The sequence below is a fragment of the Micromonospora sp. WMMD987 genome, from assembly GCF_029581435.1.
Taxonomy (GTDB): Bacteria; Actinomycetota; Actinomycetes; order Mycobacteriales; family Micromonosporaceae; genus Micromonospora; species Micromonospora rifamycinica.
The window spans coordinates 2,709,194-2,734,169 of record NZ_CP120861.1 but is presented as its reverse complement, the minus strand read 5'-3'; the positions used below and the strand labels follow the sequence as shown (position 1 = coordinate 2,734,169).

General features: G+C 73.0%; 26 protein-coding genes. 3 read left to right on the top strand and 23 right to left on the bottom strand.

Annotated elements, in window-relative coordinates; genetic code table 11:
* Positions 1–8 precede the first annotated feature (8 nt).
* Positions 9–179, bottom strand: a complete 171-nt coding sequence (locus tag O7612_RS11780) for a hypothetical protein (protein ID WP_282273040.1) — start codon at positions 177–179, stop codon at positions 9–11.
* Positions 180–504: 325 nt separating this feature from the next.
* Here O7612_RS11780 and O7612_RS11775 point away from each other — a divergent pair, with 325 nt between their 5' ends.
* Positions 505–909, top strand: coding sequence for an MmcQ/YjbR family DNA-binding protein (locus O7612_RS11775; protein ID WP_282273038.1), 405 nt, complete (start codon positions 505–507; stop codon positions 907–909).
* Positions 910–1,155: 246 nt separating this feature from the next.
* Here the strand turns inward: O7612_RS11775 and O7612_RS11770 are convergent, their stop codons facing one another.
* The 22 genes from O7612_RS11770 to O7612_RS11665 form a co-directional block, all read right to left on the bottom strand.
* Positions 1,156–2,442 (bottom strand): hypothetical protein, encoded by a 1,287-nt coding sequence (locus tag O7612_RS11770; RefSeq protein ID WP_282273036.1) that lies wholly within the window; start codon positions 2,440–2,442, stop codon positions 1,156–1,158.
* Positions 2,443–2,692: 250 nt separating this feature from the next.
* Complete coding sequence (locus O7612_RS11765; RefSeq protein ID WP_282273034.1) at positions 2,693–3,370, bottom strand: Crp/Fnr family transcriptional regulator; 678 nt, start codon at positions 3,368–3,370, stop codon at positions 2,693–2,695.
* A 453-nt stretch (positions 3,371–3,823) separates the two neighbouring features.
* Complete coding sequence (locus O7612_RS11760; RefSeq protein WP_282273032.1) at positions 3,824–4,420, bottom strand: DUF4188 domain-containing protein; 597 nt, start codon at positions 4,418–4,420, stop codon at positions 3,824–3,826.
* A gap of 76 nt (positions 4,421–4,496) precedes the next feature.
* Complete coding sequence (locus O7612_RS11755) at positions 4,497–5,867, bottom strand: LLM class flavin-dependent oxidoreductase (protein WP_282273030.1); 1,371 nt, start codon at positions 5,865–5,867, stop codon at positions 4,497–4,499.
* 69 nt (positions 5,868–5,936) lie between these two features.
* Positions 5,937–6,617, bottom strand: coding sequence for a peroxiredoxin-like family protein (locus tag O7612_RS11750; protein ID WP_067310278.1), 681 nt, complete (start codon positions 6,615–6,617; stop codon positions 5,937–5,939).
* Positions 6,618–6,650: 33 nt separating this feature from the next.
* A complete protein-coding gene (locus O7612_RS11745; RefSeq protein WP_282273026.1) occupies positions 6,651–7,907 on the bottom strand; it encodes a cytochrome P450 in 1,257 nt (418 codons plus the stop codon).
* Positions 7,908–7,912: 5 nt separating this feature from the next.
* The gene (locus O7612_RS11740; RefSeq protein ID WP_282273024.1) at positions 7,913–9,478 is read right to left on the bottom strand and encodes an AMP-binding protein; all 1,566 of its coding nucleotides are present in this window, start codon (positions 9,476–9,478) and stop codon (positions 7,913–7,915) included.
* Positions 9,478–10,215, bottom strand: coding sequence for a class II aldolase/adducin family protein (locus O7612_RS11735; protein ID WP_282273022.1), 738 nt, complete (start codon positions 10,213–10,215; stop codon positions 9,478–9,480). Before O7612_RS11735 ends, O7612_RS11740 begins: the two co-directional genes overlap by 1 nt.
* Positions 10,212–11,000 carry a DsbA family protein gene (locus O7612_RS11730; RefSeq protein ID WP_282273020.1) on the bottom strand — a complete coding sequence of 263 codons (789 nt, stop codon included), beginning with the start codon at positions 10,998–11,000 and terminating at the stop codon, positions 10,212–10,214. The genes O7612_RS11735 and O7612_RS11730 overlap by 4 nt, the downstream gene beginning before the upstream one ends.
* Entirely contained in the window at positions 10,997–11,935 is a 939-nt protein-coding gene (locus tag O7612_RS11725; protein WP_282273018.1) for a thioesterase family protein, read from the bottom strand. The genes O7612_RS11730 and O7612_RS11725 overlap by 4 nt, the downstream gene beginning before the upstream one ends.
* A complete protein-coding gene (locus O7612_RS11720; RefSeq protein ID WP_282273016.1) occupies positions 11,932–12,726 on the bottom strand; it encodes an alpha/beta hydrolase in 795 nt (264 codons plus the stop codon). The genes O7612_RS11725 and O7612_RS11720 overlap by 4 nt, the downstream gene beginning before the upstream one ends.
* The gene (locus O7612_RS11715) at positions 12,723–13,637 is read right to left on the bottom strand and encodes a beta-ketoacyl synthase N-terminal-like domain-containing protein (protein ID WP_282273014.1); all 915 of its coding nucleotides are present in this window, start codon (positions 13,635–13,637) and stop codon (positions 12,723–12,725) included. Before O7612_RS11715 ends, O7612_RS11720 begins: the two co-directional genes overlap by 4 nt.
* A complete protein-coding gene (locus O7612_RS11710) occupies positions 13,634–14,752 on the bottom strand; it encodes a beta-ketoacyl synthase N-terminal-like domain-containing protein (protein ID WP_282273012.1) in 1,119 nt (372 codons plus the stop codon). The genes O7612_RS11715 and O7612_RS11710 overlap by 4 nt, the downstream gene beginning before the upstream one ends.
* 3 nt (positions 14,753–14,755) lie before the next feature.
* On the bottom strand, positions 14,756–15,814 hold the full coding sequence (locus O7612_RS11705; protein ID WP_282273010.1) for a beta-ketoacyl synthase N-terminal-like domain-containing protein: 1,059 nt from the start codon (positions 15,812–15,814) through the stop codon (positions 14,756–14,758).
* Positions 15,811–17,016: a beta-ketoacyl-[acyl-carrier-protein] synthase family protein gene (locus O7612_RS11700; protein ID WP_282273008.1), complete on the bottom strand. Its 1,206-nt coding sequence runs from the start codon at positions 17,014–17,016 to the stop codon at positions 15,811–15,813. Before O7612_RS11700 ends, O7612_RS11705 begins: the two co-directional genes overlap by 4 nt.
* Before the next feature lie 4 nt (positions 17,017–17,020).
* Positions 17,021–17,275: an acyl carrier protein gene (locus O7612_RS11695; RefSeq protein WP_067310308.1), complete on the bottom strand. Its 255-nt coding sequence runs from the start codon at positions 17,273–17,275 to the stop codon at positions 17,021–17,023.
* A complete protein-coding gene (locus O7612_RS11690; protein WP_282273004.1) occupies positions 17,265–17,813 on the bottom strand; it encodes a beta-hydroxyacyl-ACP dehydratase in 549 nt (182 codons plus the stop codon). The genes O7612_RS11695 and O7612_RS11690 overlap by 11 nt, the downstream gene beginning before the upstream one ends.
* Positions 17,810–18,313, bottom strand: a complete 504-nt coding sequence (locus O7612_RS11685) for a 3-hydroxyacyl-ACP dehydratase (protein WP_282273002.1) — start codon at positions 18,311–18,313, stop codon at positions 17,810–17,812. The genes O7612_RS11690 and O7612_RS11685 overlap by 4 nt, the downstream gene beginning before the upstream one ends.
* A complete protein-coding gene (gene fabG, locus O7612_RS11680; protein WP_282273000.1) occupies positions 18,310–19,050 on the bottom strand; it encodes a 3-oxoacyl-[acyl-carrier-protein] reductase in 741 nt (246 codons plus the stop codon). The genes O7612_RS11685 and fabG overlap by 4 nt, the downstream gene beginning before the upstream one ends.
* 162 nt (positions 19,051–19,212) lie before the next feature.
* A complete protein-coding gene (locus O7612_RS11675; RefSeq protein ID WP_282272998.1) occupies positions 19,213–20,406 on the bottom strand; it encodes a CoA transferase in 1,194 nt (397 codons plus the stop codon).
* Between the two features lies 1 nt (position 20,407).
* A complete protein-coding gene (locus O7612_RS11670; RefSeq protein WP_282272996.1) occupies positions 20,408–21,583 on the bottom strand; it encodes a steroid 3-ketoacyl-CoA thiolase in 1,176 nt (391 codons plus the stop codon).
* Positions 21,580–21,774, bottom strand: coding sequence for a ferredoxin (locus tag O7612_RS11665; protein WP_282272994.1), 195 nt, complete (start codon positions 21,772–21,774; stop codon positions 21,580–21,582). The genes O7612_RS11670 and O7612_RS11665 overlap by 4 nt, the downstream gene beginning before the upstream one ends.
* Positions 21,775–21,936: 162 nt before the next feature.
* Between O7612_RS11665 and O7612_RS11660 the strand changes: the two genes are divergently transcribed.
* Both O7612_RS11660 and O7612_RS11655 read left to right on the top strand, forming a co-directional pair.
* Complete coding sequence (locus O7612_RS11660; RefSeq protein ID WP_282272992.1) at positions 21,937–23,574, top strand: AMP-binding protein; 1,638 nt, start codon at positions 21,937–21,939, stop codon at positions 23,572–23,574.
* A gap of 12 nt (positions 23,575–23,586) precedes the next feature.
* Positions 23,587–24,969: an FAD-dependent oxidoreductase gene (locus O7612_RS11655; protein WP_282272990.1), complete on the top strand. Its 1,383-nt coding sequence runs from the start codon at positions 23,587–23,589 to the stop codon at positions 24,967–24,969.
* Positions 24,970–24,976 lie beyond the last annotated feature (7 nt).

Genomic DNA, 24,976 nt, shown 5'->3' with positions numbered 1-24,976 from the left:
ACCGGCGATCACGGGCAACAGGGTGGACTCGCCGGCGTCGGATTCCGCCACCCGGCGAGCAGCCGGAGCACCGTCGACGTGTCGACGCCGTCCTCCCCCAGCAGACCGCTGCGCCGGCCCGGGGAGGCGGACAACGACGTCCCGGCGAAGACCTGCCGGTCAGCATGGGATTTCGCCACGTCACGGACGCAAGGAAAGACACTGTCGGACATGTGGACACCTGCCACCAGAAAAGATCGAACCTGAGAGGCGATTCGTATCCGGATGCCCGTCCGGGCGTCCCCTGGTAGGCAGGGTCGCCACCGGCACGGGCGGGGCGTGGTGTCAGTAGATCATGGAACGGATCGTATCCCCGCTCCTACCGACCGTCAACCGACGTCACGGGGACGCGCTGGCCGGGCCACTGTCACGGAACCGGGACGGCAGCACGCCGGCCTCGGGGACCGGTGCCACTTGCCGCCCGTCGGGCACCACGGTCGCCCATGGTGTGCTTACCCTTCCGGTATGCCGCACCCGATCATGTTCGACGACGCAGACCCACTCCTGAACAGGCTGCGGGCGCTCGCCCTGAGCTTCCCCGACGCGGCCGAGAAGATCTCCCACGGACATCCCGCCTTCTTCACCACCAAGGTCTTCGCGTACTACGGGGGGTCGGTGAAGGTCGACGGCGTCTACCGGCAGCACGAACACTCGGTGCTCGTGCTGGTGGATCCCGGGGAGCGGGCGGCGTTGGTGGAGGACGACCGCTGCTACGTGCCGGCCTACCTGGGCCCCTACGGGTGGATCGGGCTGGACCTGACCGCCGGCACCGACTGGGACGAGGTCGAGGAGCTGCTCGACGCCAGCTACCGACGGACGGCCGGGGCACGCCGGGTGGCCCGGCTGGACTCCCGGCGGTCCCCGGCGTGAGGCCGGCCATGGCCAGCGCGGCGGTGACCGCCACGACGGCGCGGCGTCCCGCCGGGCGAACGGGTACCCCGGTGCCACCGTCGACCGGGTGAGCGCCGCCCGGTCCCCCGGCCGAAGCCGCGACGCCGGGCACCGTGCGGTGCCCGGCGTCGCGGTCGGCGGGTCGGCCGGCGGTTCGGGCGAGCGTCCCCTACGGTCAGCCGGCGGTGGCGGTCTGCCGTCCGGGTGTCCGCCGCGCGCGGACGGTCAGCCGGCGGTGGCGGTCTGCCGGGCAAGCGTCCGGGCGTCCTCCGCGCGCCGACGACGCCAGCCGCGCCACAGGTTGCGGCCCCACATCGCCAGGCCGCCGCCGTTGAGCAGCCCGGCCAGGATCGCGACCGTGGCGAAGTCGGCCGACGAGAACCGGGTCGGCTCGCCCAACGCCAGCAGCACGAACTGCTCCAGGTAGACCCAGAGCAACGGCAGGATCGTGAACACCAGGGCGAACAGCCCGAAGATCCGCCCGAACACCCACACCGCCGCGTACACCCGCACCTTGCGCATCTCGCCGCGCGGGACGCCGGCCTGCGAGACCACCTTGTCCCGGCGGAAGGTCAGCCGCTTGAACCCGTTGGACAGGAACCGCTCGGTGTCCGACATGAGGTTGCGGCAGTTCAGGGCGGTCGCGATCACGTAGTAGACGTCGGTCCGCAGGTAGAAGAAGAACTGGAAGCCGATGCGTACCAGGAAGGTGAGCAGGGCCGCGCTGGCCAGCAGGCTCGCCCAGCCGGGCACGGCGATCAGGTCGTGCCGGGTGGCGTAGATGAACGCGATCAGCAGGGAGCCGAAGAACGCGTCCACGAAGAACCCGGCGAGGAACGCCTTGTACCGCGCCCGCTTGGAGGCCATCCAGATGCCACTGATGTCCGTCTGGGCGACCAGGACGTACATGAGGTTGCTGATGCCGAGCGTCGCCGACACACCCACCGACCGGGCCGCCATCGCGTGCGCGAGTTCGTGCAGCGACAACCCGATCATCGCCAGGGTCACGCTGACCACAGTGAGCACCGCGAAGTTCCCGCCCTCGAACAGCAGCGCCCGGGAGCCGGGGATCATCCCCGGGTCGGCGATCACCAACGCCACGCCGGCGAGGATGACCGCGAGGCCGGGCAGGATCACGGCGGGGCCGGTGAGCCGGCGCGCGGTGGCCTGCGGGATCCAGTCGAAGCTCCACCGCCGGATCATCTGGTGCGCGTGCTGGTGGGCCGGCTCGGTGGCGGCTACCGGCTCCTCGCCGCGGACGACGAAGCCCTCGTCGGCCAGCACGGCGACGAAGTCCTCGATGTCCACGCTCTCGCCGTGCTTGCGCTCGTAGATACGGGCCGCCTCGGCCATGGTCCGACCCTCGGCGAGCGCGTTCAGGATGTCCAGCCCCCCGGCCGGAATGGCGAGATAGACCTTGCGGCCGGTGTCGCCGATGATGACGTCCGAGCCGTCGACGGTCGAGACGAACGGACGGACGGTGACGACGGACTCAGCCGTGTTGACGGCCATGGGGCGATTCCTTCCAGTTCCGTGGTGCATACGGCGATCGGCGGGGACCGGAGCGATCACTCACCCCGATCCCCGCCGATCGTGAACCCTGTGTCAGGCGGCCGCGGGCACGCAGTCCGCGTTGGCACTGGTCTTGATCGGCTCCAGCTTGCGAACGACAAGCTTCTTCATGTGACCTCCCTGGACGATGGGTCTTCCTGGGAAGATCTTCCACCGCCGAAGGTCCGGCGGTCTGCTCAGTAATGAGCAGTCAGTGCGTCGGGTTGGAGATCCACGAGGTGAGGCGCTCCTCGTGGATGGTCAGGTGCGACCGGGTGGTGAAGTCCACCACCCGCAGTTCGCGAAATCGCTTGAGGAACTGGCCGATGCGGGTCCGCGTGGTGCCGACCATCTCGGACAGGTCCTCCTGGGTGAACGCGATGTCCACCCGGGTGCCGTCCGGGCCGCGTTGCCCGAACCGCTCGGCGAGATCCAGCAGGCGGACCGCGAGGCGCAACTCACTCGGCAACGTCACCATGTCCGCCACCTGCTGCTGTTGCTGCCTCAGCCGGATGCTGAGGTGACGGGCGAGCACGTCGCCGGAACCGTCCGCGGCCAGCACCGCGGCGGCCCGCGCCGCCGGCACCCGCAGCAGGACGGTCCGGGTCAGCGCGATCGCCGAGTCCAGGCGTTCCAGGCCGAGCAGGGCGATCTCCCCGAACAGGTCGCCCACCACATGCACCGAGAGCAGGCAGCGTTTGCCGCTCGCGGCCACCATCTGTGTCTTCACCTGGCCACGTTCCACGACGTAGACGTGATCGTCGCAGGTCCCGCCGTGGTAGACGTGGCTGTTGCGGGAGACCTCGATCAGCGAGGTCCCGGGCACCCGCCCCGCCAGCGCCCGGAAGTCCGAGATGTCGAGCCTCGACAGGGATTTGGCTTGTGTCATGTCGGCCCACCTTCCACCCGGCAGAGCACTCCTAGAGAGAATCACAGCCTCACGGCAGACACTAGGCAGGGAGACTCATAAATACCCGGAAAGACGAGTACAGAGTCGTCCGGGTGTCGTGGGTGTCGGCCACCCCGGTGGCGGGACCGCGACCGGCTCCACCGCCATGAGACCGGGCTGCCGGGGACGCGGACATGCCCGGGAGGGCTTCCGGATACGAGGACACCCGCCCCCGCAAGCGTCGTCGGGCAGGCCGGTCACCTGCCATACCTGCCCGCCCGGGGCCGGCGGGACGCGTGCCGGGGCCGGGAGACGACGCGTAACGGGGGCGGGGGACGGCCACCCTGACGGCGACCCCGCCGGACCGCGCGCGGCGGCCGGACCAGGGGTCGTCAGGCGGCGCCGCGGCCGGATCGGGGGACGTCCCCGCCGCCGCGGTCGGGCCGGGAGTCGTCAGGCGGCGCTGCGGTCGGCGGGGGCCGCCGGGAAGATCTCGTCCACCACCGGGGTCAACGGCTCCAGGTCACGGCCCGGCGCGGCGGCCGCGGCGGCGGCGACCTGCGCGCCGGTGGCCCGGCGGGCGGACGCGCTGTTGCCCCGGCGGCTGACCGGCACGCACTCCCCCGCCGCGGCGAGGCCGGTGGCCTCCGGCATGTGGTTGTAGACGGCCTCGTACTCACCGTCGTGGACCACGTAGGACTCGTGCCAGATGCCGACGGCGGGGTTGTCCTTCATCCGTCGGAAGTAGTCCTGCAGGGCCTTGGAGTGCGCCAGTTCGCGGTTGTTGGCGAACCGCTCCAGGTGCTCGATGCTGCGGAAGTAGACGATCATGACCGCACCGCGGTTGCCCCAGTAGGCGTGCGCGTGCAGGGCGCCGCTCGTCTCCTGGTCGGCCCACATGGCCTTCAGCACGCCGCCCATCGACCAGAAGGTCGGCAGCCAACGCTTGACCTTGAAGAAGTTGTTGACGCGCATGCCCGTCATGAAGACGGCGAAGTCGCCCTCGATCTCGGCGGTCATCCTCGGGCCCACGACTGGCTTCTTGCCCATGCCGGGACATCCTTTCGAGAGACGGATCGAATACTACGGAACACTAGCAATGACACTTGTCACCGAACAAGACACTTCAAGACACGTGGGAAGCCTCGGCGACGCCGGGCGCGGGCGAGGGGGCGTCCGGCCCGAAGTAGCGTTGCCGCAGGGTCTCGCCGCCCCGGTAGGCGGTACGGAACATCCCGCGCCGTTGCAGCTCCGGGATGAGCAGGTCGCAGATGTCGCCCAGGCCGTCCGAGGGGCTGCACGGGATCAGGTTGAAACCGTCGACCCCGGCCACCTCCAGCCACTGCTCCATCCGGTCGGCCACCTCCTCGGCCGTGCCGAACAGTGTCATCGGCGCGTCCCGCCGGGCCCGCCGGGGGCGGGACACCAGATACCGCACGTCGCCGATGGTCCACGACCGTTCCGGGCTCAGCCCGCGCAGGAAGCCCAGGAACGACTGGCTGCCCTGGTTCTTCACCGCGTCGACCGGGGTGTCCTCCGGGTACGCCGCCAGATCCACGTCCATCCAGCCGCACCACTTCGCCAGCTGCCCCTCCGGGCTCCACAACTGGTGGTACTGCGCGGCCTTGCGCTTGGCGTCGGCCCGGTCGGCGCCCACCATCACCATGGTGCCCTGCAAAGCGCGGACGCCCCGTGGGTCGCGACCCGCGTCGGCCACCCGCTGCCGTAGCCGTCGGACCGTCTCGGCTCCACCCTGCGGGTCGGCCATGGTCAGGAAGACCACCTCCGCGTGCCGGGCGGCGAACGCGAGGCCCCGTCCCGACGCGCCCGCCTGGTAGAGCACGGGGGTACGCTGCGGCGACGGCTCACACTGGTGCGGTCCGCGCACGGTGAACCAGTCGCCCCGGTGGTCGATGGCGCGTACCCGCGACGGGTCCGTGAAGACGTCCCCGTCGACGTCGCGGACCACCGCGCCGTCGTCCCAGCTGCGCTCCCACAGTGCCCGGACCACCTCCAGGTACTCGTCGGCCCGGTCGTAGCGCAGGTCGTGGTCGAGATACTCGCCGAGTCCGTTGTCGGTGGCGGAGCGCAGGTACGAGGTGACGATGTTCCAGCCGATCCGGCCCCGGGTGAGGTGGTCGAGGGTGGAGAACAGCCGGGCGCACTCGTACGGCTGGTGGTAGGTGGTGGAGTAGGTGACCGCGAAGCCGAGGTCGGTGGTGGCCGCCGCCGCCGCCGCGACGACCGGCACCGGGTCGATCGAGGGGATCTGCACGGCGTGCCGGACCGCGGTCGCCCACGAGCCCCGGTACACGTCGTAGGTGCCGTGGATGTCGGCGAAGAACAGCGCGTCGACGCAGGCCGCCTCCAGCCGGCGGGCGACCGCGGTCCAGTAGTCCAGCGAGCGGTAGCCGGTGCCGGTGGTGTCGCCCGGCGCCCGCCACATCCCGACGAACTGGGGCGACGGCGAGCATTCGGTGAACACGTTCAGGTGCATGTCTCCCCCTTCGCACCGCCTCGCGCCGCCACCCGGTGCCCGGATGGCGGCGCGAGGCGGTGACGCTGGTCAGGACCGGGCCGTGCGGTCCAGGCTGAGCTGCTCGATGGCCGCCAGCAGGTCGGCCGGCTCCGTGCGTTCCCAGTGGCGGGCGTGCGCCGAGGCGAAGCGCAGCACACCGTCGGTGCCGGCGAGGAACACCCCCGGCATCGTCATGCTGTTGCTGTCGTCGCCGTTGATCTTCGAGAAGTCCATCCCGAAGCCGCCCCACACGTCGAGCAGGTCCTGGTTCATCGTGTAGGTCAGGTTGAACCGCCTGGCGTAGGCGTTGCCCCGGTCGCTGAGGATCCGGTACGAGATCTTGTTGCGACGGATGGCCGCCCGCAGGTTGGGCATGGTGACCGGCGACACCGCCACCAGGTCGGCCCCCAGCTCCCTGATCTGCGGATAGATCTCCTCCAGCGCCTCCAGTTCGAAGTTGCAGTAGTCACACCAGATGCCCCGGTAGAACACCACCGCGAGCGGTCCCCGGGACAGCAGGTCGGCGGAGGAGACGACGTCGCCGTTCTCGTCGGGCAGTTCGAAGGACGGGAACGGGTCACCCGCCTTCAGCACCCGGTCCTCGGCGTCCGAGGCGGCGAGGGCCTCCGCCTCCCGGTAGATCACCTCAAGGTGGGCCGGCGTGATCGGTGGCACCTCGCCCGCCTCCTGACGGGCCTTGTACTCCCGCAGCCGTTCGTTGAGGGACATCGACTCTCCTCTCCAGTGGTCCGGACCCGGGTCTCAGGTCCAGCCCACGGGCATCACCTTGATGCCGTTGACGAAGTTGGACTCCAGTCGGACGACCGGGCCCGTGGTGGCAAGTCGGGGAAGGTGGGGGGCGACGGCGTCGAGCAGCGCGGCCGCCTCCATCCGGGCCAGGTGGGCGCCCAGGCAGAAGTGCGGGCCCATGCCGAAGCTGAGGTGCGGGTTGGGCGTCCGCTCCAGGTCCACCCGGTGCGGGTCGGCGAAGATCCCGGCGTCCCGGTTGGCCGAGACGTAGAACATGACCACCTTGTCGCCCTCGGCGATCTTCGTGCCGGCCAGGGTGGTGTCCCGGGTGGCGGTCCGCCGGAACTGCATGATCGGCGTGACCACCCGGAGGAACTCGTCGACGGCGGTGGCGGTGGGTAGCGGCCCGCCGAGCCACCGACCGCGCAGCTGCTCGTCGTGCAGCAGCAGGTGCAGGGCACCGGAGATCAGGTGTCGGGTCGTCTCGTTGCCGGCGACCACCAGCAGCATCCAGAACTGGCAGAACTCCCGGTCGGTCAGCCGCCGTCCGTCGACCTCCGCGGTGGCGAGCAGGCTGATCAGGTCGTCGCGGGGCGCGGCCCGCCGTCGTACGGCCACGGCCAGCGCGTACTGGAACGCCTCCGCGAACGTCTGCCGGTAGACCTCGACGTCCCCGCCGCCGTACTCCGGGTCGTCGAAGCCGACCAGGTTGTTGCTCCACCGGTACAGCAGGTGCCGGTCCCCGCGCGGCAGGCCCAGCAGGTCGGCGAGGACGAGCAGGGGCAGCTCGGCCGCCAGGTCGGTGACGGCGTCGAAGGTGTCCCGCTGGAGCACCCCGTCGACCAGTTCCCGGGCGTGCCGGGTGACGGTGTCGGCGAGCGAGCGTACGGCGCGGGGGGTGAACACCGAGGTGACGATGCGACGGATCCGCACGTGCTGCGGGGCGTCCATGTTCACCAGCAGCTGGCGCATGAAGTCCAGGTCGGCCGGGGTACGCGGGTCGTGCAGGAACGCCCCGCGCCGGGCGGAGGAGAAGACCTCGGGCTGCCGGGACACCTCCATGACCGCCTCGTGGGTCGTCACCGCCCAGAACCCGGATCCGCGCTGCTGGATCCGCCCGGCGGAGCTGTGCCGCCACAGCGCCGGCTCCGGCACCCAGCCGACCGGCTCCTCGCGGCGGCGGCGCTCGAACTCGGCGTGCGGCACCGCCCGCGCGTACGTCGCGGGGTGGGCGATGTCCTCGGTGGACGTCGGTTCGGTCGTGGGCATCCCGCTCACCGCTCCCATCGGTCGTCTCCGCAGAGCGTGCGCAACTGGTCGAGCCGGACCTTGCCGGTCGGCTCGCGGGGCACGGCGTCGACCGACCGCCACGAGCGGGGCACCTTGAACCCGGCGAGGTGCCGCCGGCAGTGGGCGTCCAGCGCCGACCACGGTGGTCGCCCGCCGTCGGGCTCCCACTCGACGACGGCGGCGACCCGCTCGCCGTACTCCTCGTCGGGCAGGCCGAGCACCACCGCGTCCCGCACGTCGGGGTGCCGTACCAGCACCTGCTCGACCTCGGCCGGGTAGACGTTCACGCCGCCGGAGACGACCATGTTCTGGGCGCGGCCGGTGAGGTACAGGTAGCCGTCCTCGTCGAGGTGACCCACCTCGCCGTAGGTGAAGACACCCGGTGCGAGGTACGCGGCGCGGGTCTTGCCCGCCGCGTTGTGGTAGTGGAAGCTGCGGCCGGGCCGGCGGATGAAGACCCGGCCCCGCTGGTGGGGGCCGAGTTCCCGGCCGTCGTCGTCGACGACGACGATCTGGTTCGGTGGCACGGCCCGCCCCACGCTGCCCGGGTGGGCGAGCCAGTCGGCCGAGTCGATGAGGGTGACCACCCCGCCCTCGGTGGCCGCGTAGTACTCGACCAGCACCGGACCCCACCACTCGATCATGCGCCGCTTGACGTCCGGCGGGCAGGCCCCGCCGCCGTGCCAGATCCGGCGCAGGCTGGCCGGGGAGAACGCGGCCCGGACGGCCGGGTCGAGGCGCAGCAGCCGGACGAACTGGGTCGGCACGAGGTGGCACTCGGTGATCCGCTCGGCGGCCATGGTGGCCAGCGTCGCGGCCGGGTCGAACCGCTCCCGGACGACCAGGGTCGCGCCGTTGAGCAGGGGCAGCAGCGCGTAGAACAGTTGGGCGGAGTGGTACCAGGGTCCGACCAGCAGCACCCGCCCGTCGGTGGGCACGCCGAGCGTGCCGGTGGCGTACTCGAGCAGGCGGGTGGCCCGGGCGAACGGCGCTCCGGTGACGAACAGACCGTTGAGCACGCCCTTGGGACGGCCGGTCGTGCCCGACGTGTAGATCATCAACTGCCCGCACTCCTGGTCGGCGGGGGCCGTCCGCGGGTCGGTCGCGGCGAGCAACGGCTCCACCGGCGCGAGGCCGTACGCCGGCTGGTCACCGGTGACGACCGCCCGGACGGTGCCCGCCTCGGCCGCCGCCTTGGCACCCACCTCCGCGCGCGGCGGATCGACGACGAGCAGCCGCGCCCCGGCGTCGGCCAGCAGGTAGGCGACCTCCGGGGCGGTGAGGTGCCAGTTGACCGGCACCACCGTGACGCCGGAGTGCAGGCAGGCCAGCAGCGCCTCCAGGGTCTCCCGGCGGTTGCCGAGCATCAGCGCCACCGCGTCGCCGGAGTTGACGCCCGCGTCGGCGAGCACCGCCCGCCACCGGTGCACCCGCTGGCCCAGCTGTGCCCAGGTGAGGACGCCGTCCTCGGCGGCGAGCGCCGGCGCGTCGGGGGTCGCCGTGAGTCGGGCGGCGAGGAGGGCGGGCGGGTCCTGACGACTCGGCATCATCAGTCCAGCAGGTCCGGGTGGCGGCGCAGGACACCCTCGTAGAGGGGTTTGAAGTTGTACCGGCCGATGGCCGGCGAGCCGATCACCGCACGGGTGCGCTCGGCGTCCTCGGGGCCGATGGGCACCGGCTTGCCGGCCGCCTCGGCGACGAGCTGCACCTGACAGGAGCGTTCCATGGCGACGAACCACCAGGCCGCCTCCGCCACCGAACCGCCGACGGTCAACAGGCCGTGGTTGCGCAGGATGGCGGCCTTGCCGGTGCCCAGTGCGGTGGCGATCCGCCGGCCCTCCTCCGCGTCGAGCACCACGCCGGTGTAGTCGTCGAACAGGCTGTGGTCGTCGTAGAAGGCACAGGCGTCCTGGGTGAGCGGGTCGAGCAGCCGGCCCAGGGTGGAGAACGCCCGTCCGTACACCGAGTGGGTGTGCACGGCGCAGACCACGTCGGGCCGGGCCGCGTGCACCGCCGAGTGGATGACGAAGCCGGCCGGGTTGATCCGGCCCTTGCCGCCCAGCACCTGCCCGTCGGCGCCGACCAGCAGCAGGTCGCTGACCCGCACGTGGCCGAAGTACATACCGAACGGGTTGATCCAGAAGCAGTCGGGCCGCTCCGGATCCCGGACGGTGATGTGTCCACCCGCGCCCTCGTCGTAGCCGAGTTCGGCGAACAACCGCAGCGTGCCGGCCAGGTGTGCCATGCGCTGCTGGCGGAGCGCCGGTGTGTCAGGAGGGAAGCTCATCCGCAACCACCCGTCGTGTCGGTGTCGTAACCGCCGGCGGCGACGATCGCCTCCGCCCGGTCGGGAAGCCCCACCTCGGCCGGAACGGCCCCCGCGACGACGGCCGCCGCCGTACCGGAGCCGTTGCCGGCGGCTGCCGTACCGGAGCCGTTGCCGGCGGCTGCCGGGTCCGGCCGCCACAGCTCCAGGAAGCCGTCCAGTCGGTCGAGGCCCCAGAACCGGTGCCGTCCCCACTTGAGGTAGGGGATGCCGAAGATGTCGTCGAGGTAGGCCCGTTCGAGGCAGTCCGCCCCCTCGGCACGCAGCTGCGGGTCGTCGACCGCTCCGGTGACCACGGCCGGATCCACGCCGGCTCGCTCGGCGCAGCCGGCCACCACCCCGGGGTCGCAGATGTTCTCGCCCCGCTCCCAGCGGGCGGCGACCACCTCGTCGTAGAAGGGTTCCGCCCGGCCGGCGCGGCGGGCGGCCAGCCAGCCGAGGTGCGGCACCTCCCAGTGCGGGTCGACGTCGATCGGCCACGCCATCGGCACGCCCTCGTGCTGCACCAGGCGTTTGGTGTCCATCAGCAGGTAGAGGTGCTTCGCCCGGCTCATCTGCACGTAGTGGAACTCCGCGCCGCGGGTGGCGAGCGCCTCGGCGGTCCGGGCGTCCGGATCCCAGTAGGGGAACCAGTCGAGGTCCGTGAACGCCGTCGGCACGGTGGCGCGCAGCCGTCGGATCGTCAGCCAGCTGTACGGGCTGCGGAAGGAGAAGAACAGCCGCGGGCGGGCGGGTGGGCGGGTCACGACCGGTCCCCGGTGAGGATCGCGCACACCTCGGGGTCGAGCCGGGCGAGCTGGCCGGCGTCCGGTCCCCGGCTGATCGCGTAGCCGTGCAGGATGGTCGCCGTGGCCACCAGGACCAGCCGGTCGCCCCGCTGGACCCAGCAGTCCATCCGGCCGCTGAACATCATCTCCCGGAGCACGTCGTCGACCGTGAAGACGGTGTGCACCGTCTCCTCCATGTGGGCCGGCTCGGCCAGCCGTACCCGGGCCCGGGAGACCACCGGGATCCAGGCGCGCTCGGCCAGCATGCGTCCCACGGAGATGCCCCGGTCGGCGAGGAACCGCTCGACGACCTCCTCCAGGGCGCGCACGTAGCCGGAGTGCTGCACCCGGTCGGAGAAGTGGCAGTAGAAGTACGGCGCCCGCCAGGACCAGAGGAAGGCGCCCGAGCCGTCCGGTGTCAACACGGACGCGGGGTCGCCGCCGGCCGGCAACGCGAGTTCCGAACGCAGGCCGGAGGCCGCGTCGAGGGTGGCCGCCTCCCAGGTCGCGAGCGCCGCCGGGGCGGGCCGGTGGGTCGGCGCGTCGGTCTCGGGCAGCAGCGCGACGGTGACGTGTCCGCGCAGCACCACGACGTCCTGGCCGCCACGGCTCACCGACAGTTGCACCCGCAGCCGCCGCCCGGTGCCGGCGACCACCTCGGCGCGGACCTCGTCGTCCACCTCGAGCACCGCCGGCAGTTGCACCGAGCAGTCGACGATCTCGGTGCCGAGGCCGTGCTGGTGGAACAGCGCGTGGGCACCGTGGCCCTGATCGCGCAGCCAGTTCAGCACGGCCTCCTCCACCAGGTACATGAAGTGCTTGAAGCCGATCCAGGTACGGATGTTGGCGCCTTCGTAGCGCGGTCGGCTGACCAGGACGCTCGGGGTGGGCGCGGGCGGGGCGAGGGTGCTCACGGGGCTGCTCCTTCGGGATGACCGCTGACGACGGGGGTCACGTCGAGGAAGGCCCGTAGGCGGGACGCGACATCCTCCGGCTGGCGGGCGTAACAGAAGTGGTCGTAGCTTTCGCCGACCGACAGCACCGCGTGCGGCATGGCGTCGGCCAGGGTCCGCGCGGCCTCGGGGGACAGCGTCGGATCGGACCCGCCGGCGAGTACCAGCACCCGGGCCGTCACCCGGTCCAGCCGCATCGAGGCACTGGCACAGAACTGGTCGAACACGGTCAGGAACCCGGAGGGGCCGACCCGGTCGAACGCCTTGGCGATCATCCGTTCCACCACGTCGGGGTCCAGGGCGCGCAGCCGGGTGCCGAGCCGGCTGCGCAGCGAGTCGTGGATGTGCTGCTCGAAGGAGCGTCGGGCGCGCTCGAACAACCGCCAGGTCACCACGACGTCCGGTGGGCGGTACAGCGGGCAGATCAGGATCACGGTGTCCGGCACCCGCCGGTCGCCGGCACAGAGCAGCTCGAGCAGGGCGTTGGCGCCGTAGGAGTGGGCCACGAGCAGGTCCGGCCGCCGGTCGAGGCCGTCGAGGCCGTCGGCCAGCCACTGCGCCGAGGGCCGGTTGCGCCACCGGTAGTCGTTGCCGGGCCGCCAGGGCAGGTCGAGGGCGACCGGGTGCCAGTCGGACGGCAGCACCGCGCTCAACGGCAGCCAGCTCGCCCAGGAGTCCTCGAGCCCGTGGGCGAACGCCACGAGCGGGCCGTCCGGCGTGGGTGGGCGCAACTGCCGTACGGTCGTCGTCACGGCTGCCCCCCGGCGGTGGCGACCGGGGCGAGCACTGCGGTGCGCCAGCCGTCGTCGGTGCCGCCGCAGAGCACCGCGACGCCGTCCGCGCCCTCGGCGACGAGCCGCGTGGCGAGCGCCGTCTGGAGCACTCCCTGGAATCCGTAGCAGTCGCCCCAGGTGGCCGCCGGGTCGAGGTGGCCGGGGCCGACCACGACCGGAACCGGCCACGGGGGCAGGTCGGCGCGGTGGCGCACGGTCGGTCCGACGGTCACCGTCGCCAGTGGGGCGACGGCGCGGGCGACGGGTTCCAGGACCACGCAGGCGGCCCCGGCGCGCAGCGGTGGGCCGCCCCGGACCGTCACCGCGGTCTCGTCGTCGGGTTCCGCGCCGACCACCAGCACCCGGTCGGCCCGGCGGGCGCGCAGCAGCAGGGCGCCCAGCGCGAGCGCGTCCAGGCCGGCGGTCTCGCCGGAGCAGACCATCAGGTTCGGGCCGCCGAGCCGGAACCACATCGCGATGCTGCTGGCGATCACGTTGCTGGACGCATTCGGTGCGGCCATCGGGCTGACCCCCCGGCTGCCCTCGCGGGCGACGGCGCGGGCCACCTCGACGACGGTGGCGACGTTGCCGAGGTTGCCGGCGGCCACGACGGCGGTGCCGGGGTCGAGCGGGACGTCGGGGCGTGCGCCGTCGGGCAGGCCCAGTGCCCGGTGCACGGCGCACAGCGCGAGCCGGGTGGCGGGTTCCTTGTACAGCAGCCCCTTGCGGCCGAGCAGGGTGTGCGCCTGGTCGGCCGGGCAGCCGGGCGGCACCGGCGGCAGGCCGGCGGTGGCGGTGGCGGTGGCGGTGGCGGTGGCGAAGCGTGCGTCGGCGGGCAGGTGGATGCTGTAGGAGGTGACGGCGACGGTGCTGGCCGGCGTGCCGGTCATCGCGCCTCCACCAGCGTCACCGCGTTCACGCCGCCGAAGCCGAAGGCGTTGACCTGGGCGAGGGTGACGTCCCGTCGGGCGTGGACGTCCCGGACGAAGGTGAGTCCGTCGCCCTCGGGCAGCGGGTTCGTCAGCCCGACGACCGGCGGAACCGTGCCGCTGGCCAGGCAGCGCAGTGCCACGTCGACGTTGGCCAGGGCGGCGGCACCCGACAGGTGACCGACCGCACCCTTGACGGCGGTGACCAGGGGCGCTTCCGGCCGGGGCAGGCAGCGCAGCAGGGCGGCGCACTCCGTGGGGTCGTTCAGGGCGGTGCCGGTGCCGTGGGCCACCACCAGGTCCGCCTCGCGCGGGTGGCGGTCGGCCCGGGTCCAGGCGTCGTTCACGGCCCGGCAGATCCCGTCGACGTCGGGGGCGGTCTCGTGCACGGCGTCGCAGGACAGCCCGGTGGCGAGGAGCCGACCGACGGCCGGTCCGTCCCACCCGTCGCCGACCACGACGAGCGCGGCGGCGCCCTCACCGAGCAGGACACCGGTGCGGTCGCGGTCGAACGGGCGGACCCGGGTGGTGGGCGACGGGGTGACCTTGCCGATCATCGCGAGCATGGAGGCGGTCATCGTGTCGGCGGCGCCGACGACGACCGCGTCGGCCTCACCGGTCTCGATCAGATCCTGGGCGAGCGCGAGGGCGTGCCCGCCCGCGCTGCACGCGTTGGCGATGGTCACCACCTCGGCCAGCGCGGGCGCGGCGTCCCGGACGGCGGGGCCGAAGTGCAGGCGGGACGGGGTGATGGTGGCACCGGTGCGGGCCGACTCCTCCACGGCGGCCAGTTCCCGCAGCCCGGTGCCGACGAGCGCCACGACCCGGTGGCGGCGCGGGTCGACGGCGGTCCGGGTCAGCACCTCGTCGACGCACTCCCGCAGCCAGGTGCCGGCCCGCAGGGCCACCTCCGGGCCGGGCTCGTCGATCTGGTAGCCGGCCGTCACGTTGAGCTGGCCGGTGAGGGGGTGCCGCAGGCCACCCACTCCGCTGCGTCCGTCCAGCAGGGCGGCGAAGGTACGCGCGCCGTCGCCGAAGCACGTGCGGAGGCTGCTCGCCGCGATCAGCGCCGCCATGCCCTACCGCCGGACCAGGGCGGCGCCGACGCCGCCGTCGGTGCCGTGGGCGGTGAGCAGGGTGAGGCCGGACCGGGTGCCGGGCTCACGCAGCGCGGCGGCCAGGGCCAGGGCGGGAAGGGCGGCACCGCAGTCACCCGCCGCCCGGCTCACCACGAGTTCGGCCGGCCGGTGCCCGTCGAGCGCCCGCAGGGCGGCGTCGCGTTGCGGACGGGGGCCGGCGGTGACGGTCTCGCTGGTGGCCAGGAGCGTGACGTCGCCCGGTGCGGCCCCGGCCGCGCGCAGGGCGCGGGCCACACAGTCGGTGAGGGCCTGCTCGGCCGTGCCGTCGGGGCCGTACCCGGTGGTCGCGGCGCAGACGGCGGGGCCGCCGGAGTCGGCGGGGCCGCCGATCACGAACACCGCGGCGCCCTCCCCCGCGGCGATCCCGCCGCCGGTGGGGCCGAGCGCGGACGCCCAGGCCCGGTGCGCCGAGAACTCCTCCACCGCGCCGACGAGCATGGTGTCGACGTAGCCGCGACGGATCGCGTTGCCGGCGTACCGCAGGGCGTTGAAGAAGGCCAGCGGCCCGCCGGTGACCGTGGCGTTGACCCCCTTGAGCCGGTGCCGGATGGCGGCCTGGCCGGCGGCGCAGTTCATCACGGTGTTGGGGAACAGCATCGGGTTGACCAGGTACGGCTTGTCCTGCACCAGGGTTTCGCGGGTGTAGTCGCTGGTGGACTTCAGGCTGCCGACGGTGGTGCCGAGCACCACGCCGATCCGGGTCCGGTTGGTGTCGTCCACCGTCAACCCGCTGTCGTCGAGGGCGTCACCGCAGGCCACCACGGCCAGCGCGGTGGCCCGGTCGTAGAAACTGGTGCCGCGGCGGCCGAGCCGGGCCCGGACGTCGAAGTCGAGCAGCGCGTGCCCCTGCGGGCGGGGCAGCGCCTCGGTGACGAGCGCACCCACCGGGACACCGGGATGGGATGCTCCGGCGAGGTCGGCGACCCGCTCGGCGAGCGCCTCCGGACGGTCGCCGGCGGCGCTCAGCGTCGCGAGGCCGTTGATGGTCAGGGGATTCATCGGGCGGCTCCCAGCACCACGATCGCGTTGTTCCCGCCGAAGGCGAACCCGTTGTTCTGCACCATCCGGACGGTTGCCGACCTGGCCTCGTTCGGCACGGGATCGATGCCGGTCAGCTGCGGATCGGGGTGCGTCCAGTTGACGGTGGGGGGCAGGAAACCCTGTTCGATGGCCAGCGCGGAGGCGATCGCCCCGAAGCCGCTGGCGGCGCCCATGGTGTGCCCGATCATCGACTTGATCGAGCTGATCGGCGGCGGTTGCGGTCCGAACACGTCGAGGACGGCCTGTGCCTCGACCAGGTCGTTGGCCGGGGTGCCGGTGCCGTGGGCGCAGATGTAGTCGACCTGGTCCGGGGTGACGCCGGCGTTGCGGTGGGCGGTGCGGATACACGCGGCGATGCTGTCCCGGTCCGGGGCCACCGGGTGGTTGGCGTCGCAGTTGAGGCCGTAGCCGAGCACCTCCGCGTAGATGTGCGCGCCGCGCGCCTCGGCGTGTTCCCACGTCTCCAGCGCCAGCACCGCGCCGCCCTCGCCGGTGATGATGCCGGAGCGGTCGCGGTCGAACGGCGAGCAGGCGTGTTCGGTGAGCGCGCCCAGCCGGAAGAAGCCCGCGTGCGCCCACCGGCAGACCGAGTCCGCGCCGCCGGCGAACACCACGTCGGATTCGCCGGTGACGAGCAGGTCGTAGGCGTACCCGATGGCGTAGTTGCTGGCGGAGCACGCGGTGGCGAGGGTCAGCGAGTCGCCGCGCAGACCCAGCTCCTCGCTGACCGCGTGCGCCAGCCGGCCGGCGGGCAGCTGCTCGACCAGCTGCGGCGGCATCGCGTCGAAGCCCGCCTCGACCAGTCGTGCGGTGAGCGCCTCCAGCACGACGGACTCGCCGCTGGTCGTGCCGATCACGGCATGCGCCCGGGTGCTGTCCACCGTGTCGAGGTCGAGTTTCGCGTCGTCCGCCGCGAGTCGTGCGGCGGCGGCCGCGAACTGGCTGGACCGGCCCCACCGTGCGGTGGGCAGCCGGCGCAGCCAGGCGGCGGGGTCGAAGTCACGGACCTCACCGCCGTTGCGGTACGGGAACCCGGACGGGTCGAAGCTGGTGATCGGGGAGATGCCGGAGCGGCCCGCACGCAGGGCCGCGCCGAACGCCGTCACCCCCGTTCCGATGCTCGACACCGGGCCGAGGCCGGTCACGACCACACGCCGCACGGTCTCAGTCCTGCCAGCCGGCGTGCCGGGCCACGGCCTCGTAGGTGGTCTTGAGGTTACGCAGCTCGGGCAGCTCCGACTGCGGGATCTCCACCTTGAACTCCTTGTCGATGCGGGCGAGGATCTCGATGGCCCGCAGCGAGTCCGCCTGGTACTCCTCGGCGAAGTCCCCGGTGTCGGTCAGTTCGTCGGTCTCGACTTCCAACACCTCGGCGATGATCTCCCGGAGCTGCTCGTACCGCTCGTTCTCACCGGACATGTCGGCCTCCTTGGGAACTGGTGTTAGCAGGGATGGTGCGGTCGGCGTCCCGGCCCTGCGGGCCGGTCGGCTGTTCGCCGACGGCGGCGCGGGGACGACGGGCGGCCATGAGCGAGCCGACGGTGGCGATGCGCCGCTGGCCGACCCAGCTCTCGCCGGTGGCGAAGGCGGTGTCGGCGACGACACGCTCCAGGCGTACGACGTGCCGGACGATGTCGCCCGGGTACGCGTGACCGGTGACGGTGTAGTCCCGGGCGCCCACGAAGAGCAGCAGGGTGTCGTCGGTGACGCGTTGCGACGGGGCGGCACCGGCCAGCCACAGCAGCGCCGCGCTCTGCCCGAACGACTCGATGAGCAGCGAGGCCGGGTAGGCGTAGTCCCCGGCGGTGGCGTCGTCACCGAGATGGGCGTAGCACGGTTCGGTGGCGGTGATCGCCTTGACCGTCTCGATGGTGTCGCCGTCCCGGCTGGTCACCCGGTCGACCAGCAGCAACGGGTGACGCTGCGGCAGGATCGCCCGGATCTCGGCGGCGTTCACGCGTCGGCTCCGGCGTCGAAGACGGCCCGCAGTTGCGCGGTGACCGTCCCGTCGGTGCGTCGGGCGACGCCACGGACCTGCCAGCCGGCCGGTGCCGAGGTGGCCGGTGTCGCCGGGTCCGACGGGGTGGTCGGTGCCGCCGGGTCGGACGGTGCCGGGGTGGTCGGCCGGACGTCGAGGGTGAGCTCCATCTCGTCGCCGCCGAGCAGCGCCGCGAGGAACCGGATCGAGGTGACCGTCCGCAGCCGGGGCGGGCCGGGAACGGCCTGGGTCATCGCCTGGCACAGGGTCTCCACCACGAACACGCCCGGGTAGATCGGCTGGCCGGGAAAGTGGCCGGCGAGGTTCGGATCCCGGGGATCGACCGCGACCCGGGCGACGACCGTCCAGCCGCCGTCGTCGCCCGCGGTCGCCTGGAGCCGGTCGACCGCCGGTAGCGGGGCGGCGTACGGCACCCGGGTGGCGGACCGCCAGGCCGGCGCTGTCGTCGTCGCGGTCACAGGACCATCCCCCCGTCCACCTGGAACACCTGGCCGGTGATGTAGTCGGCCTGGTCGGACAGGAGGAAGCCCACCATCGCGGCGACGTCCTCGGGGCGGCCGAAGCGGCGCAGGCCGATCATGCCGAGGGCCTGCTCCCGGGCCTTGGCGTCCAGCGCGTCGGTCATGTCGGTCTCGATGAAGCCGGGTGCGACCACGTTGACCCGCACGCCGTAGCGGGCGACCTCCTTGGCCAGCGAGCGGCTCAACCCGATGATGCCCGCCTTGCTGGCCGCGTACGCCGTCTGCCCGACGTTGCCGTGGATGCCGGCGATGGAGGAGAGGTTGACGATGACGCCGGCACGGCGCTTCATGAACCGGAAGGCCATGGCCCGGCAGAAGTTCCAGGTGCCGCCGAGGTTGATGTCGAGTACCGCCTGCCAGTCGGGGCGGCGGGCCAGCACCAGCGGGCTGTCCCGGGTGATGCCGGCATTGTTCACCAGCCGCCCGATCGGGCCCAACCGCGCCTCGGCCTCGGTGATGAACGCGTCGACCGCCTGGTCGTCGGCGACGTCGCAGGGCGCGAAGTAGCTGGGGACGCCGATCGCGGCGACCTGCGCCTCGGTCTTCTCGGCGGCTTCGCTGGGCCTGCTGTAGCAGCAGGCAACGCCGTAGCCCTGCTCGGCGAGCCGGACGGCCACCGCGCGGCCGATGCCCCGCGAGGCGCCGGTCACCAGTGCCAGCGGTCGCTCGCTCACAGACGCCTCCTCTGCCCGTCGCACCCACGCCGGGTGCCCCCGATCGGCGACGGGAACTCGTATCTTGCACTCCTATGTTGAAGCATCTTCGGCCCGACATCAATAGAAGCAGCAAGAGACACGCAAAGCGCAGCCAGATACTCTGCAAAAGCTAGCCGGACACTATCGCCCGTCGGGGTCCGGGGCGGTGCCGGGCAGCACGTCACGGCTGTCCGCGCCGGCCGCCGGCGCACCCCGGCGGATCCGGGTCGGGGTGCGGGAGAACTTCACCGCCGGGCCGGTGAGCGGCGCGACCGTGCCGTTGTGCAGCACCGTCGGCTGGAGCATGTCCCGCGCCGACACCTGCGGATCGGCCGCCACCTCGGCCAGGGTGCGGACCCGCTCGGCGACCAGGTGCGCGGCGCGGAACGCCGCCATCACCTCGTCGACCGTACGGCCGCGGCACCAGTCGGCCACCAGGGCGTCGACCTCGGCACGGTTGCGGCGGCGCTGCGCGCCCCGCCCGTAGCCGGGCGCGTGCGCCAGTTCCGGCCGGCCGATCGTCTCCGCCAGCGCCCGCCAGTGCTTGTCCAGGGCGACGGACAGGTAGACCTCGCCGCCACGGCAGGAGTAGACGTTCGACGGGACCGCGAAGTCGGTCTCGTTGCCCCACCGGGCCGGCGGCGCACCGGTCGCGGCCAGCGTCAACAGCCCACAACTGCTGGCGAGCAGGCTGTCGAGCATGGCCACGTCGAGGTGCTGGCCCTCGCCGGTGCGGTCGCGGTGGGCCAGGGCGGCCAGCGCCCCGACGGCCGCGTGCAGGCCGGCCAGTTCGTCGGCGAGGAAGGTCGGCGCCCGCACCGGACGGCCCGCCGGGTCGCCGTTGAGCGCCATCCAGCCGCTCGCGGCCTGCACCACCGGGTCGTACGCCGGCCGGTCCACGTCCGGGCCGAACTGGCCCCAACCGGTGATGGAGACGAACACGACGTCCGGCCGGACCCGGCGGCAGTCGGCGTAGCCGACCCCCCAGCCGTCCAGCGTGCCGGGTCTGTAGTTCTCCACCACCACGTCCGCGTCGCGCACCAGCCCGAGGAAGGCCTCCCGGCCGGCGGGCTGCCGCAGGTCCAGGCCCACGCTGCGCTTGTTCCGGTTCACCGTCTCGCGGAACCACGACAGGCCCGTGCCGGGGATCTCCGGCGGCACCTCGCCGTCGCGGCCGTACGGCAGCTCGACCCGGACCACGTCCGCCCCCATGTCGGCGAGCAGGCTGGTGGCCAGCGGGCCGGACCACACCTTGGTCACGTCCAGCACGGACAGGCCGTGCAGGGGGCCGTCGAGGTCGTCGCGGGCCTCCCGGTAGAACTCCTCGCGCCGCACGTCACACCCGCGCCAGGATCGTCGCGGTGCCCAGGGAGCCCCCGCAGCACATGGTGACCAGCGCCGTCTGCGCGTCCCGTCGCTCCAGCTCGTGCAGCGCCGTGACCAGCAGGCGGGTGCCACTGGAACCGAGGGGGTGACCCAACGCGATCGCCCCGCCGTTGACGTTCACCCGTTCCAGGTCGGTGTCGTACTGCTGCGTCCAGTTGAGCACCACGCCCGCGAACGCCTCGTTGACCTCGATCAGGTCGAGGTCGTCCAGGGACATCCCGGCGTGTTTCAGCGCCCGGCCGGTCGCCGCCACCGGCCCGTCGAGCAGGTAGTACGGGTCCGCTCCGGTGACCACCTGGGCGACCAGCCGCGCCCGGGGCCGCAGCCCCAGCGCGCGGGCCCGGGCGCGGGACATCCACAGGATCGCCGAAGCGCCGTCGGAGACCTGCGAGGTGGTGCCGGCGGTGTGCACCCCGTCGGGCACGTTCGGCCGGAGCGCGGCCAGCGCCTCCAGGGTGGTCGCGCGCAGCCCCTCGTCCCGGTCGACCCGGCGGTGGCCGGCGCCGTCGTCGTCCCCCGGCACCGGGGCGTCGATGCCGACCACCTCCCGGTCGAAGTGTCCGGCCGCCCAGGCCGCCGCCGCGCGCGCCTGGGAGAGCACCCCGTACGCGTCGACGTCGGCCCGGGTGAGTCCCTGCCGGGCGGCGATCCGCTCGGCACCCCCGAACTGCGCCTTCGGCGGGTCGTCCCACGGGTAGTCGGCGGTCTTGTAGTGGCCCGGTCCGTTGTAGAGGTTGGATCCGATCGGGACGCGGCTCATCGACTCGACCCCGCAGGCGATGCCGACGTCGATGCCGCCGCTGCCGATCAGCGCGGCGACCAGGTGGTTGGCCTGCTGGGCGGAGCCGCACGAGGCGTCCACCGTGGTGCAACCGACCGCGGGATCCCAGCCGGCGTTCAGCCACGCGTTGCGGGTGACGTTCAGGCTCTGCTCGCCGACCTGGGTGACGCACCCGCCCACCACCTGCTCCACGGCATCAGGCTGGATGCCCGCCTGGTCGACGACCGCCCGCAGCACGTGGCGCAGCAGTGCGACGCCCTTCAGCCCGGCCAGCGCGCCGCCCCGCTTGCCGATCGGGGTGCGGACCGCCGCGACCACCACCGGCTCGCGGTCCGCTGGGGTCACTGGTCCTCCAGGGTGATGGCGAACTTCGGGCAGGCGTTGGCGGCCCGGGTCACCTCCGGCCACAGCTCCTGCGGCGGGTTCTCCTGGAGCACGTAGAGAAAGTCGTCGTCGCGTACCTCGAAGACCGTCGGCGCCTCGGCGGCGCAGAGGCCGTTGCTGTCACAGCTGTCAAAGTCCACACGTACCCGCATCGCGGCCGTCCTCTCTCGGTCCCGGCACTGGCCTTCCACGGTAGTGCAGGGACTCGTATCTGGAAAATACGAGCATCGTCTTTGCACAGACCCTTGTGTGTCTTCTGGAGCGTCGATACGGTGCCTACGGATACCCCAGGTGACCGGCGTACGGGAGGCCCCGTGGCTGTTCGTGAAGGCTTCACCCCCTGGCCGGCGGAGTTCGTCGACCGATACCGCGAGGCCGGCTACTGGCGTGGCGAGGTCCTCGGTGACCTGCTCCGTCCGTGGGCCGACTGGGACGGCGAGGCCCGTGACCCCGGCCGCACCGCCGTGGTCACCCGGCACGGCCGGCACACCTACGGCGAACTCGACGCCCGCGCCGACGAGCTGGCGGCGGGCCTGACCGAGCTGGGCGTGCGCCCCGGCGACGGCGTGGTCGTGCAGCTGCCCAACACCGTCGAGTTCCTGGTCACCTGCGTGGCGCTGTTCCGGGTGGGCGCGTTGCCGGTGCTGGCCCTGCCGGCGCACCGCCGGGCCGAGCTGACCTACCTGACGCAGTACGTCGGGGCCGTCGCCCTGGTCACCGGCGACCGGGCGCCCGGAGTGGACCACCGCGCGGTGGCGCAGGAGGTCCGCGACGCCTGCCCCACCCTGCGACACGTGCTGGTGGTCGGGGATCCCGGGCCGTTCCTCGCCTGGTCGCAGGTGCGCGCCCCGGCCCGGGAGCTGCCCCGCCCCGACCCGCAGGACGTGGCGTTCTTCCTGCTCTCCGGCGGGACGACCGGGCTACCGAAGCTGATCCCCCGCACCCACGACGACTACGCCTTCCAGCTGCGCGCCACCGCCGCGGCGATGTCCTTCGACCACCGGCACGCCTACCTCGCGGCGGTGCCGGTGGCGCACAACGCCGCCCTGGGCTGCCCGGGCGTGTTCGGGGCGCTGCGGGTCGGCGGCCGGGCGGTGCTGGCGGCCAGCCCCAGCCCCGACGAGGTCTTCCCGCTGATCGCCCAGGAACGGGTCACCCTCACCACCGTCATGCCGGCCGTGCTGTCGCTGTGGGTGGAGACCGCCCCGATGTTCGACGTGCACCTGCCCGAGCTGGTCATCGAGGTCGGCGGGGCCGTCCTGCACCCCGACCTGGCCCGCGCGGTCCGCCCGGCCCTGGGCGCCACGCTCACCCACTGGTTCGGCATGGCGGAGGGGGTCCTCTGCTTCACCCGGCCCGACGACGGTGACGAGGCCGCGGCGACCACCCAGGGCACCCCGATGTGCGCCGACGACGAGCTGCTCGTCGTCGACCCGACCGGCCGGCCCGTCACGCCGGGCGAGGTCGGCGAGCTGCTGGCGCGCGGACCGTGCGTGCTGCGCGGCTACTTCGCCGTACCCGAGCACAACCGGACGACCTTCACCCCCGACGGCTTCCTGCGGACCGGCGACCTGGCCCGGATCGATCCCGAGGGCCGTCTGGTCATCTCCGGGCGGATCAAGGACGTGGTCAACCGGGGTGGCGAGAAGGTGATGGCCGACGAGGTGGAGGGGCACCTGCTGACCCACGAACGGGTCCGCGCGGCGGCGGTCGTCCCGGTCCCCGACCGGCAGCTCGGCGAGAAGACCTGCGCGGTCGTCGTCGCCGACGGTCCGGCGCCCACCCTGGCGGAACTGCGCAAACTGCTGCGGGACCGCGGGCTGGCCGACTACAAGCTGCCGGACCGGTTGGCGGTGGTCGAGGCACTGCCGCTGACGAACGTCGGCAAGGTCGACAAGCGCGCCCTGGCCGCGGCGGTCCTCGGCGACCTGACCACCGTCGCCGGCCGGTAGCGGCGGCCCGGCATGACTCCCTCCCCCGACGAGGCCCGACCGGCCAGCCTGTGGCTGGACACTCTGCCCGCGTCCCTGCGGACGGTGCGGCCCGCCCTGGCCGGCGACGTGCGGGCCGACGTGGTCGTGGTCGGCGCCGGCTTCACCGGCCTGTGGACCGCCTACTACCTGACCGAGCTGGCGCCCCAGTTGTCCGTGCTGCTCGTGGAGGCGGAACACGTGGCGTACGGGGCCAGCGGACGCAACGGCGGCTGGTGCACCACGGAGATGCCCGCCCTGCTGGCCAATCTCGTGCGCCGCTACGGCCCGATGGACGCCATGCGCTTCTACCGGGCGGGCCAGCGCACGCTCGACGAGATCGAACGGGTCCTCACCGCCGAGGAGGTCGACTGCGGGTGGCGACGTGACGGCTCGCTCTACGTGGCCCGTACCCCGCCGCAGGTGGCCCGGCTGCGCGCCTGGCAGGACATGCGCCACAAGCTCGGCATCACCGACATGACGTTGTTGTCGGCCGCCGAGACCACCGAGCGGGTCGGCGTCGCCGGGGCGCTGCTGAGCGGCTTCACGCCGCAGTGCGCGGCGGTGCACCCGGCGGTCATCGCGGCCGGCCTGGCACGGGCGGTGGAGCGGCGCGGGGTGACCGTGGTCGAGGGCACCCGGGCGCTCGCCCTGCGGCCCGGCGTGGTGGTCACCGACCGGGGCACGGTCCGCGCCCGCAGCGTGCTGTGCGCCACGGAGGCGTACACCGCCGGTCTGGCCGGGCACGCCCGCCGGGTGCTGCCGGTGATCTCCCGGCTGCTGGCCACCGAGCCGTTGCCGGAGCGGCGCTGGCGCGAGGCCGGCTGGCGGGACCGGGTCACCGTCGCGGACTCCCGCCACCAGTTCGCCTACTTCCAGCGCACCGCCGACGACCGGCTGCTGGTGGGCGGTCGGGGGGCCGGCTACCGCGCCGGTTCCCGGCCGCACCCCACCGGTGGTTCCGGCGAGCGGGTCTTCGCCCGGCTGCGCGAGTCGCTGGCCGAGAGCTTCCCCGCCCTGGCCGACGTGCCGGTGAGTCACCGCTGGAGCGGGGCGTACGGGCTGCACCGCGACGGCGAGCCGGCGGTGGTGTACGACCGCGACAGCGGCCTCGGTCACGCCGGTGGTTACGGCGGCGAGGGCATCGCGCTGAGCAACCTCGCCGGCCGTACGCTCGCCGCCCTGGTGACCGGGGTGAAACGACCCGAGACCCGGCTGTTCTGGACCGGGCACCGGTCGCGCCGCTGGGAGCCGGAACCGCTGCGGACCATCGGCGTACGCGGGGTCAGCGCGCTGGCCACCGTCGCGGACCGGTACGAGGACCGGTTCCGGCGTACCGCGCCGCTGGCGGGGGCCGTCATGCGCACCGTCCTGTGACCGTCTT

What these genes read in the sequence shown, in the direction of transcription:
- O7612_RS11775 (WP_282273038.1), top strand. Translation starts at nt 505, where the DNA reads ATGCCGCACCCGATCATGTTCGACGACGCAGACCCACTCCTGAACAGG.
- O7612_RS11770 (WP_282273036.1), bottom strand. Translation starts at nt 2,442, where the DNA reads ATGGCCGTCAACACGGCTGAGTCCGTCGTCACCGTCCGTCCGTTCGTC.
- O7612_RS11765 (WP_282273034.1), bottom strand. Translation starts at nt 3,370, where the DNA reads ATGACACAAGCCAAATCCCTGTCGAGGCTCGACATCTCGGACTTCCGG.
- O7612_RS11760 (WP_282273032.1), bottom strand. Translation starts at nt 4,420, where the DNA reads ATGGGCAAGAAGCCAGTCGTGGGCCCGAGGATGACCGCCGAGATCGAG.
- O7612_RS11755 (WP_282273030.1), bottom strand. Translation starts at nt 5,867, where the DNA reads ATGCACCTGAACGTGTTCACCGAATGCTCGCCGTCGCCCCAGTTCGTC.
- O7612_RS11750 (WP_067310278.1), bottom strand. Translation starts at nt 6,617, where the DNA reads ATGTCCCTCAACGAACGGCTGCGGGAGTACAAGGCCCGTCAGGAGGCG.
- O7612_RS11745 (WP_282273026.1), bottom strand. Translation starts at nt 7,907, where the DNA reads ATGCCCACGACCGAACCGACGTCCACCGAGGACATCGCCCACCCCGCG.
- O7612_RS11740 (WP_282273024.1), bottom strand. Translation starts at nt 9,478, where the DNA reads ATGATGCCGAGTCGTCAGGACCCGCCCGCCCTCCTCGCCGCCCGACTC.
- O7612_RS11735 (WP_282273022.1), bottom strand. Translation starts at nt 10,215, where the DNA reads ATGAGCTTCCCTCCTGACACACCGGCGCTCCGCCAGCAGCGCATGGCA.
- O7612_RS11715 (WP_282273014.1), bottom strand. Translation starts at nt 13,637, where the DNA reads ATGACCGGCACGCCGGCCAGCACCGTCGCCGTCACCTCCTACAGCATC.
- O7612_RS11710 (WP_282273012.1), bottom strand. Translation starts at nt 14,752, where the DNA reads ATGGCGGCGCTGATCGCGGCGAGCAGCCTCCGCACGTGCTTCGGCGAC.
- O7612_RS11705 (WP_282273010.1), bottom strand. Translation starts at nt 15,814, where the DNA reads ATGAATCCCCTGACCATCAACGGCCTCGCGACGCTGAGCGCCGCCGGC.
- O7612_RS11695 (WP_067310308.1), bottom strand. Translation starts at nt 17,275, where the DNA reads ATGTCCGGTGAGAACGAGCGGTACGAGCAGCTCCGGGAGATCATCGCC.
- O7612_RS11665 (WP_282272994.1), bottom strand. Translation starts at nt 21,774, where the DNA reads ATGCGGGTACGTGTGGACTTTGACAGCTGTGACAGCAACGGCCTCTGC.
- O7612_RS11655 (WP_282272990.1), top strand. Translation starts at nt 23,587, where the DNA reads ATGACTCCCTCCCCCGACGAGGCCCGACCGGCCAGCCTGTGGCTGGAC.